Here is a 9,076-nt window from a genome sequence, read left to right as displayed (position 1 = left end):
AAGGGCTTGGTGATCAATGCCGATATCGCCGTCTCCGTGGCTGGCGTCGAGCTTTTGGGCATCAAGATAAGGGCATCCCTGGCCTCATTCGAAACAGCGGCCAGGTATGGCCTCGAATTTCCCTCAGGCACCCGGATGGAGACGCCTGCCTGGCGGGAGGCGCTGGTTGGCAAGGAGACTTGCCCCCAGTGCGGCAAACGAGCACCTGTCGAAGAACTAATGGGGGAAGGCTGCCCCTGGTGCGGCTGGCTAAGCGCCAGGGCAAAGCGGGGCAGGGCCGTTCCCTCTGACAATGGTCACCAGCGGGAGGAGATTCCTCAGTTAGAAGCTAGCTAGGGGATACTATGCAGAAAGGTAATAAGGAGTCTGAGATCATCGGCGGCACCCTCGACCTCTCCGGTCTCAAGATAGACCTGGGGAAACTCCTTTCTTCCCCAGAGGAGGTAAGGGGTCGGCTTGCAGAACTCAGGGAAAAGCTGAAGCAGGCTGGGGGGAGGGAGGTGCTCAGCGATGAGGAGTGGCGAAGGGGACAGACGAGCATCGGTAGGCATATCAGGACACACAGCAGCCTGGGAGAAAGGGAATACCATATAGAAACCAGCTCGCCAACCAGACGAAGAGGCCGCGGGAAAGTAGCGGAGCCGTCCGAAGTCGTTGAGCCAGCGGTAGACATTTTCTACGAGGATCAGGGGATCGTAATCGTAGTTGAGGTTCCGGGCGTGGAGCTGGCCGAGCTGGAGCTCAAGGTCGAGGGTGACGTTCTTTCCCTGTCCACGAAACCGGCCGCCCGCCACAGCTATCGGAAGGAGATCAGGCTGGGCTCCCAGGTCGAGGCGGACAGTTTGAAAGCGACCTGCCGAAACGGCATCCTGGAAGTCCACTTGCAGAGAACATCCTAGAGAGACAGCTCAGAACTATGGTAGTCGCTATCGATGAGAAGAGCCTGAAACACGGCGTGCTCGGGCTGGTAATCGCCCTTGTAGAGATAATAAGGGATGCCCTCAATCTTCAGGCCATGAAGCGCATGGAGGGCGGGAGATTGACTGAGGAGGAGATGGAAAGGCTGGGGCAGGCGCTCATGGACCTTGACACTGCCATCGAGGAGATAAAGAAGGAGCAGGGGCTCGCTGAGTCCGTGAAAGCGGTAAGGGATGGACTCGATGAAATCGTGGACGATGTCCTGGACAGGATGCTGAACCCCGAAAGATGGGGAGAGAGGAAATCGAGCAGAGGACTTAGAGATGCAATACCGTGACCAGACCAAGGCTGCGCCAGCCACCGAGGCCATCGTAGCGGGAGAGGGAAGATACCTCTATTGTGTTGCCGACGCCGGGGAAAGGGTGAACCTGGGGGCAATCGGCCTAGAGGGAAACGTGGTCTATACCATCCCCTCTAAAGACATCTGCGCCGTGGTGCACAATTGCCCGGCAGAGCCGTACCAATCAGACGACCAGGAAGTGGTGACGGCATGGGTAATGACACATCAAAAGGTGGTTGATGCCGCCTGGCAAAGGTGGGGCACAGTGCTTCCGTTGACCTTCGACACCATAATTAAAGGGGACGCCACCGAGCGAAAGGTGCAGGATTGGCTCGAGCAGGAGTATAAAGGGCTCAAAAGGAAAATCGAGAGGGTGAGAGACAGGGCCGAGTATGGGGTGCAGGTCCTGTGGGACCCCAAGGTCATTGCCCAAAAACTGACCCAAACAAGCCCGGAAATAAAAAAACTGGAACAGGAAATCGAAACTAAGTCCAAGGGCCTGGCCTACATGTACCGGCAGAGGCTGGAGAACATCATCAAGCGCGAGATGGAGACCAAAGCAGACGAGTGCTTCAGGGATTTTTACAGCCGCATCAGGAAGCATGCTGACGATATTCGTGTGGAAAAGACGAAGGGAGCAGAGCAGGACTTGCAGATGATCATGAACCTCTCCTGTCTGGTCCGTAGAGACAAGTACACAGGGCTGGGGGGGGAGCTGGACAAGATCAATCAGCTGGAGGGCTTTTCGGTGCGTTTTACGGGACCCTGGCCTCCCTATAGCTTTGTAGGAGGTGCCTGATACAGGTAGCTATGGAGCCAATCCGCAACTCGCACGCTACCCTGGTGGACCTGTTGGACAGGGTGCTGGATAAGGGGCTGATAATCCATGCCGACCTCATCATCTCCGTTGCTGGCGTTCCCCTTATCGGCGTGAACCTGCGGGCTGCCCTGGCTGGGATGGAGACCATGCTCGAGTATGGGCTGATGAAGGAGTGGGACGAGCGCACGCGGGCCTGGGAGAGCAAGCACAGAGAGAAGAAAGAGGTCGCCGCGTTGTCGGGCGAAGATATCATCCTGGAGAGGCAGGGAATACCAGGTCGGGAGAGATGACCAGAGCAGTTGGCATCGACCTGGGGACAACCTACACCGTCGCGGCCGTTATCGAAGATGGCCGGCCCAAGATCATCCCCAACGCCGAGGGTCAGCGGCTGACGCCCTCGGCTGTCGCTTTCTGCAGGGATGGGAAACCTCTGGTGGGGCAACTGGCCAGGAGGCAGGCGGCGGCTAACCCCGAGAGGACAGTCTTTTCGATCAAAAGGCGTATGGGCTCCGATTATAAGGTAGGGATCGGTGAAAGGAAATACACACCTCAGCAGATCTCCAGCTTAATCCTGCGGAAGGTCAAGACGGATATAGAAGAACGCCTGGGCGAGAAGGTGGAGAAAGCCGTGATCACCGTGCCCGCCTATTTCAGCGACCCCCAGCGCCAGGCGACCAAGGAGGCGGGCCTTTTGGCCGGCCTGGAGGTCATTCGGATCAGCAACGAGCCCACCGCCGCTGCCCTGGCCTACGCTCTTGACCGCGAAGATATCCATACCGTTCTGGTTTGGGACCTGGGTGGTGGCACCTTCGATGTCTCTATCCTCGAACTGGAGCAGGGCATCTTTGAGGTAAGAGCCGTCAGCGGCGATACCTGGCTGGGTGGGGATGACTATGATCGGCGCCTGATGGACTACCTGGCAAAGTGCTACAGAAAGGACTACGGGGTCGACTTCCCCGGGGATGGAATGGACTGGCAAAGGCTGAGGGAGGTCGCCGAGAGGGCCAAAATAGACCTTTCCACAGCGTCGTCAACCTCCATTTACTTGCCGTTTAGCGGCGGGGAGTCGGTTGCCCCGACGCACTTGAGGGCAGCCTTGACCAGAGAGAGGTTCCAGGAGCTGACTCGAGACCTGCTGGAGAGGATGGTCCCTCCCACCCGCCAGGCTCTGGCCGATGCGGGGCTGGAGCCTCGAGATATTGACCGAGTGATCCTGGTGGGAGGAGCCACCAGGATGCCAGCGGTCCGAGAACTAGCCAGGCAACTCCTGGGGAAGGAGCCCTACCAGAGCATCAATCCCGATGAGGTCGTGGCTCTGGGTGCGGCCATTCAGGCCGGGATGCTGCTTGGCTTAATCGAGAAAGCGGTTGTTCTCGACGTACTTCCTCTCTCGCTGGGCATCGAAACTCAGGGCGGCCTCTTCACCAGGATAATCCGTAGAAACACCCCGCTACCAGCCTCCGCGGCGCGGATCTTCACCACCGCAGCCGATAATCAGACCTCGGTAGATATTCATATACTGCAAGGGGAGCGAGAACTCGCCGTCAACAACATATCGCTGGGCCGCTTTCAGCTAGAGGGCATTCCCCCACTATTGAGGGGAGTGCCCAAGATTGAGGTCACCTTTGATGTTGATGTTGATGGCATCCTCCACGTATCCGCCACCGATCTATTAACCGAAAAAACCGAAAGTGTGAGAGTTGTCTCCTCAAAAGGGCTTCGCTCTGAGGACATACGGCGCATGATCAATGAGGCAGAAGCCAGCAGCGGAGAGGTTCAGAAGGGAGGGCACAACCTATAGTCACATCCCCTTCTCCTGAAAGGAGAAGGGGATAAGGGGGATAAGGGGGATAAGGGGGATGAGGGCGTCTTTCCCTACAACAGGAGGGAAAGGAGGTCAAGGGAGAACCCCCCCCTCCTTAGAAGTCCTGAAGGCCCCACCTCGAAGAGTCTTCGACCCAGCCTATATCCACCATTTCTCGCAGATGGGGGCGTGCAGAGTCTGCGTTCGGCGGACGGGGGGTAGTCCAGAAGGGGGCAGGGGGATGAGGGTATCAACCAACATGAAACGAAAAATCCTTATCGCCGATGACGACGAATACCTGCGCCGCTTGGTCGAGGCCACGCTGGCTGGAGAAGAATTCGAGATCACCCATGCAGTCAATGGCGAGGAGACCATCCTGCTGGCCCACCTGGAACAACCCGACCTTATCCTGTTGGACATAATGATGCCTAAGGTTGATGGCTATGCCGTTTGTCACATCCTCAAGAGTGATCCGCTCACCTCGAAGATAAAGATTGTGATGCTTACAGTCAAGAGCAGCGCCGCCGATAAGGAATTGGCCGAACAGGCAGGCGCTGATGACTACTTCAGCAAGCCTTTCAGTCCTACCGCCCTGCTCAACAGGGTGCATGACATCCTCTCTTGAGAGATCCATAGATATGGGCCCCAAATCCCCGTTGTTCGACAGTTTTAGGTCAAGAGTATTGACATTTGATTAAACATATGTTATAATATGGGCGCATGGGGAGGGTGAGTGTCTATGGAAGAAGAAAGGATCAAGAAATTCCGCCTGGAGCTTGGGCTATCTCAGGAGAGGTTTGCCCGCCTGCTCGGCGTCTCGCTACAGACGGTAAGGCGCTGGGAAGGGGGTCTCACCAGGCCACTGCCCATTATAAGTCTCAGGATAGAGGAACTGCAAAACCAAATAAAAGACCAACGCAAGAGGGGAGGCATTCCAATGAGCGCAAAAAGAAAGGAACCTGGAGAGGGAATTGAGTTCAGCGTTGGCGGCCTGTTCAAGGGGCTCGGCGGCCTCTTTGACCTGGTCTCCAAGATGGCTGAGGAGGGTAAGGAAGAATACACCCGCTCCGGGGAGATTAGAGGTCCAGGCGACAAGGTTAAGGGTGTATATGGCTTCAGTGTAAAGATAGGTCTGGGCGGAAAGCCGATCATTGAGCAGTTTGGCAACATCCGGGCAACGGAGGAGGGCCCAGTGGTGGCGGAGGTCCGCGAACCACTGGTTGACGTGCTTGACGAAGGCGATCACTTAGTGATAATCGCCGAACTTCCTGGCGTGGAGGCCAATGACATTCATGTGGAGGTCAAGGAGGATATCCTGGCCCTCACAGCTGAGGGAAAGGACCGGAAATACAGCAAGGAGGTCTTACTCCCCTCGCCAGTCGATGCCGACACTATGGTCTCCTCTTACAAGAATGGAATCCTCGAGATAAAGCTCAGGAAAAAGAAATAATCTTGTCCACCTGGACGAGGAGGGAAGGGATGGCGCAGGTAAAGGGGGAAACGTTAACTCTCAGGGTAGCCGAGGCCCTGGCCAAGGATGTAGGCCGAGCGCTGGCCAGGCTCGACCCTCAGGATATGGCCAGGATGGGGGTTGAGGTGGGAGATATCATCCAAATCATCGGCAAGAGACCTACGGTAGCCAGGGTTATGCCGGCTTACCCCCAGGATCGGGGCAAAGGCACGGTCCAGATAGACGGCATCACCCGCGAGAATGCGCAAACTGGTTTGGGGGAGAGAGTACAGCTCCGTAAGATAGAGTATGAAAGTGCCAGCACTGTAATCCTCGCTCCCATGACCTCCTCGAGCACTTTTGTAAGGGAGAAGGACAGAAAATACCTGGGAAGGCTTCTTGAGGGGTTGCCTGTGACCCCAGAAGACAAGGTAAGGGCTACCTTGCTGGGCAGCCACTATCAGGAGTTCTTAGTCGCGGACGCTAGTCCAAAGGGCGCCGTGGCAATCGGTCCCCTCACCACCATAAAGGTGAAAGGTGAGGCTACGGCTGGCAAGGAGAAAACCGGTGTGACCTACGAGGACATCGGTGGGCTCCAGAGGGAGATTCAAAGGATAAGGGAGATGATCGAGCTTCCCTTGAAGTATCCCGAGCTCTTCGAAAGGTTGGGGATAGAGGCTCCCAAGGGGGTGCTGCTCTATGGCCCGCCGGGGTGTGGGAAAACGCTGATAGCCAGAGCGGTAGCCAACGAAACTGATGCCTATTTTGTCCACATAAGCGGCCCTGAGGTCATCCACAAGTTCTATGGGGAAAGTGAAGCACATCTGCGCGCTATCTTCGAGAAGGCCAAGGAGAACGCCCCCGCCATAGTCTTTCTGGACGAGATCGACGCTATAGCCTCTAAAAGGGAGGAGATCCGGGGAGATCAGCAGGTGGAGCGCAGGGTTGTGGCCCAGCTCCTGGCCCTGATGGATGGCCTGAAATCAAGGGGGCAGGTGATCATTATCGGGGCTACCAATATACCGAACGTGCTCGATCCAGCCCTGAGGAGGCCGGGGAGATTTGACCGCGAGATCTCCATAAGCATCCCAGATAAAAATGGAAGGCTGGAAATACTGCACATCCATACCAGGGGAATGCCCCTGGCCTCCGATGTGAATTTAGAGAAGCTCGCTGAAATCACTCACGGCTTCGTGGGCGCTGACCTGGAGGCACTATGCCGGGAGGCAGCGATGACCGTTTTGAGAAGGATAATGCCCAAGATCGAGCTGGACGCAGATTACATCCCCTACGAACTGCTCTCGGGGCTAGATGTCCGCATGGACAATTTCCTCGAGGCGCTGAAGGAGATCGAGCCCTCAGCTATCAGGGAGGTCTTCACCGAGATCCCCGATGTGTGCTGGAGCGATGTGGGCGGTCTGGAGGAGGCCAAAAGGGTGCTCATGGAGACCATCGAGTGGCCGCTCAAGTATCCAGAGGTATTTGAGCAGGCCCATACCAGGCCGGCTAAGGGCATCCTACTCAGCGGGCCGCCGGGCACAGGCAAGACCCTTCTGGCCAAGGCTGTAGCCAGCCAGAGCCAGGTGAACTTCATCTCAGTCAAAGGGCCGGCACTGCTCTCCAAGTGGGTTGGCGAGTCTGAGAGGGGCATTAGGGAGATCTTCAGGAAGGCCAGACAGGCCAGCCCCTGTATCATCTTCTTCGATGAGATAGATGCCATTGCCCCTGTTCGAGGGACCAGTGCCGATTCCCACGTTACCGAGCGGGTGATCAGTCAGTTCCTCACCGAGCTTGATGGGATAGAGGAGCTCAAAGGGGTGGTGGTCCTGGCTGCCACCAACAGGCCCGACATTATCGATCCGGCCCTTCTGCGGGCCGGCAGATTTGACCTGCGCCTTGAGCTGCCTCTCCCTGATGACAAAGCCCGGCTGGAGATATTCAGGATTCATACAAGGGGCAAACCCCTGGCCAGCGATGTCAACCTTGGAGCACTGGCCAGTGCTACCGAGGGTCTGGTAGGGTCCGATATAGAGGCTATCTGCAGGAGGGCATCCATGCTAGCGATCAGGGGGTTTATCGATGGGCTCGGTCCGAAACCCGAAGCAGCAGACCTGGCCACTTTTAGAATAACCGCCGAGCACTTCATGGAGGCACTTAAGAGCAGCGAGCAATAACCGTGAGAAAACTATTATATGTCCCCATAATCCATAGTGAAGCGGATCTGGGACGTCTAGGCCCTACCATTGAAAGGAGAAGCGCTGCTCTCTATGGCGAAAGACGATGGGCAGAGCACAAAGAAACGATGGCCAGATTCTGGGAGAGCGTGGCGGAGTATCTCCTATCGCTTGACGTAGCCAGACTTAAGATCTATCAAGACGGACTCGCCGCCGATGGAGAACTGGGCCGGAGGATCATCGCGGAGGCAGCCAGAAGGAGCAGCGAAAATTATCAGATCATCCTCGATCTGATCAAAAAGGGAGCGGAGATACGAAAGACGGAGGACACCTCCCTTCTCGTCCAGGAGTACGAAGATATGGCCAGACGCACCAGTGAGACGGCAGCGGAAACGATTTCCAGCCACTATCGATCAAGGATGCACCAGGATCACCTTACGGAGGAGAGGGATAGGTTCACAGCTAAAACCATCAATGAGACCTTGACGGAGGGGGAGGTAGGCATTCTCTTTATGGGAGCTTACCATAATGTGCTCGCTCATCTTGCCGGGGATATCGTGGTGGAACAAGTAAAAGAGATCGGGAAGGTGAGGGACTACTTTCGCCAGCTCCTCTCCAGGCGCGATGAAGAAAAGATTCGGCAACTGGCTCGCTACCTGACCGCACCCATACTGGAGTCTCGGTCCTAGCAGAATGTCACGCCCCCAAATCGGCCATGTCCCACTTGCATGGGACACCACGAAGGATGAAAACCCTAATGCCGGTTGCCAGCGGCACCGCGAAGTACGAAAAAATGACTGCGCTGGTTGGCGAAGGAGCACGTAAGGTCCGAGCCTTGTCCCCCGACACCTCCCAGGCTGGGGCAAGCCCCAGCGCTACGTGGATTCTCACCCGGCGCCTCATCCAATCCTTGGGATACAGGTTTACCCTGGAGACCAGCCCCCCGACTACGTGGATTCTCACTCGGCGCCGCATCCAATCCTTGGGATACAGGGTTACCCTGGAGGCGGCCTGAGGCCGGTATTTTCATATCAAGCCCTCCCTGATAGGATATGCGCAAGATAATCCTATTATTTTGGCCCTTGACAAAAATAATAATATCTGTTATCATTATTAATAAGGGGACGAATAGTGAAAAGGTATCGAAACACAAAACAAAAACAATGCCTACTTAGAGTGCTAAGGGGAACTACAACGCACCCTCCAGCCATCTGGGTATACGAACAGGTCCGTCAGGAGATCCCCAGCATCAGCCTGGGAACAGTGTATCGTAATCTAGAGCTGCTCAGCAGAGAAGGACAGGTGCAGCGCCTTGATACCCGTCACCCTGAGAGCCGCTACGATGCTAACGTGAAGCTGCACTATCACTTCGTCTGCCTTACCTGTGAACGGGTGTACGATGTTCCCCTCCCCCCTCACCGTGAACTGGAGGCGGAGGCTGAACAGATCAGTGGGCATAAAGTCGGTGAACACGTTCTTATGTTCTACGGAACCTGCAAAGATTGTCTCAGTACTCAAGGCAAAGACAGGACAGCCCAATAGGCTGCCTTAGTCCTAAATAAATTTTCAA

11 protein-coding genes and 1 pseudogene are annotated in these 9,076 nt (G+C 56.0%); 11 read left to right on the top strand and 1 reads right to left on the bottom strand.

Features of this window, described 5'->3' with window-relative positions:
• The 10 genes and pseudogenes from M1136_11240 to M1136_11195 form a co-directional block, all read left to right on the top strand.
• On the top strand, window positions 1-336 hold a 336-nt coding region (locus M1136_11240), incomplete at its 5' end, for a gas vesicle protein (protein MCL5076200.1).
• Window positions 337-344: 8 nt separating this feature from the next.
• Complete coding sequence (locus M1136_11235) at window positions 345-899, top strand: Hsp20/alpha crystallin family protein (GenBank protein ID MCL5076199.1); 555 nt, start codon at window positions 345-347, stop codon at window positions 897-899.
• Between the two features lie 17 nt (window positions 900-916).
• Complete coding sequence (locus tag M1136_11230) at window positions 917-1,255, top strand: gas vesicle protein K (GenBank protein ID MCL5076198.1); 339 nt, start codon at window positions 917-919, stop codon at window positions 1,253-1,255.
• On the top strand, window positions 1,242-2,057 hold the full coding sequence (locus M1136_11225; GenBank protein MCL5076197.1) for a GvpL/GvpF family gas vesicle protein: 816 nt from the start codon (window positions 1,242-1,244) through the stop codon (window positions 2,055-2,057). Before M1136_11230 ends, M1136_11225 begins: the two co-directional genes overlap by 14 nt.
• 11 nt (window positions 2,058-2,068) lie before the next feature.
• Complete coding sequence (locus M1136_11220) at window positions 2,069-2,368, top strand: gas vesicle protein (protein MCL5076196.1); 300 nt, start codon at window positions 2,069-2,071, stop codon at window positions 2,366-2,368.
• Window positions 2,365-3,861 (top strand): annotated as a pseudogene (dnaK, locus tag M1136_11215) (molecular chaperone DnaK). Before M1136_11220 ends, dnaK begins: the two are co-directional and overlap by 4 nt.
• Before the next feature lie 262 nt (window positions 3,862-4,123).
• Window positions 4,124-4,507: a response regulator gene (locus M1136_11210; GenBank protein ID MCL5076195.1), complete on the top strand. Its 384-nt coding sequence runs from the start codon at window positions 4,124-4,126 to the stop codon at window positions 4,505-4,507.
• Window positions 4,508-4,621: 114 nt separating this feature from the next.
• Complete coding sequence (locus M1136_11205; protein ID MCL5076194.1) at window positions 4,622-5,332, top strand: helix-turn-helix domain-containing protein; 711 nt, start codon at window positions 4,622-4,624, stop codon at window positions 5,330-5,332.
• Window positions 5,333-5,361: 29 nt separating this feature from the next.
• Window positions 5,362-7,506, top strand: a complete 2,145-nt coding sequence (locus M1136_11200) for a CDC48 family AAA ATPase (protein ID MCL5076193.1) — start codon at window positions 5,362-5,364, stop codon at window positions 7,504-7,506.
• Between the two features lie 2 nt (window positions 7,507-7,508).
• Window positions 7,509-8,195, top strand: coding sequence for a hypothetical protein (locus tag M1136_11195; GenBank protein MCL5076192.1), 687 nt, complete (start codon window positions 7,509-7,511; stop codon window positions 8,193-8,195).
• Window positions 8,196-8,202: 7 nt separating this feature from the next.
• On the opposite strand, the gene M1136_11190 is transcribed toward M1136_11195, so the two are convergent.
• On the bottom strand, window positions 8,203-8,469 hold the full coding sequence (locus M1136_11190) for a hypothetical protein (GenBank protein ID MCL5076191.1): 267 nt from the start codon (window positions 8,467-8,469) through the stop codon (window positions 8,203-8,205).
• Between the two features lie 168 nt (window positions 8,470-8,637).
• On the opposite strand from M1136_11190, the gene M1136_11185 reads away from it, so the two are divergent.
• Window positions 8,638-9,048 (top strand): transcriptional repressor, encoded by a 411-nt coding sequence (locus tag M1136_11185; GenBank protein ID MCL5076190.1) that lies wholly within the window; start codon window positions 8,638-8,640, stop codon window positions 9,046-9,048.
• Window positions 9,049-9,076: the final 28 nt, after the last annotated feature.

The sequence above is a fragment of the Chloroflexota bacterium genome, assembly GCA_023475225.1.
Classification (GTDB): Bacteria; Chloroflexota; UBA6077; order FW602-bin22; family JAMCVK01; genus JAMCVK01.
The sequence above is the reverse complement of the archived record's forward strand: the minus strand, read 5'-3'. Positions and strand labels throughout refer to the sequence as shown.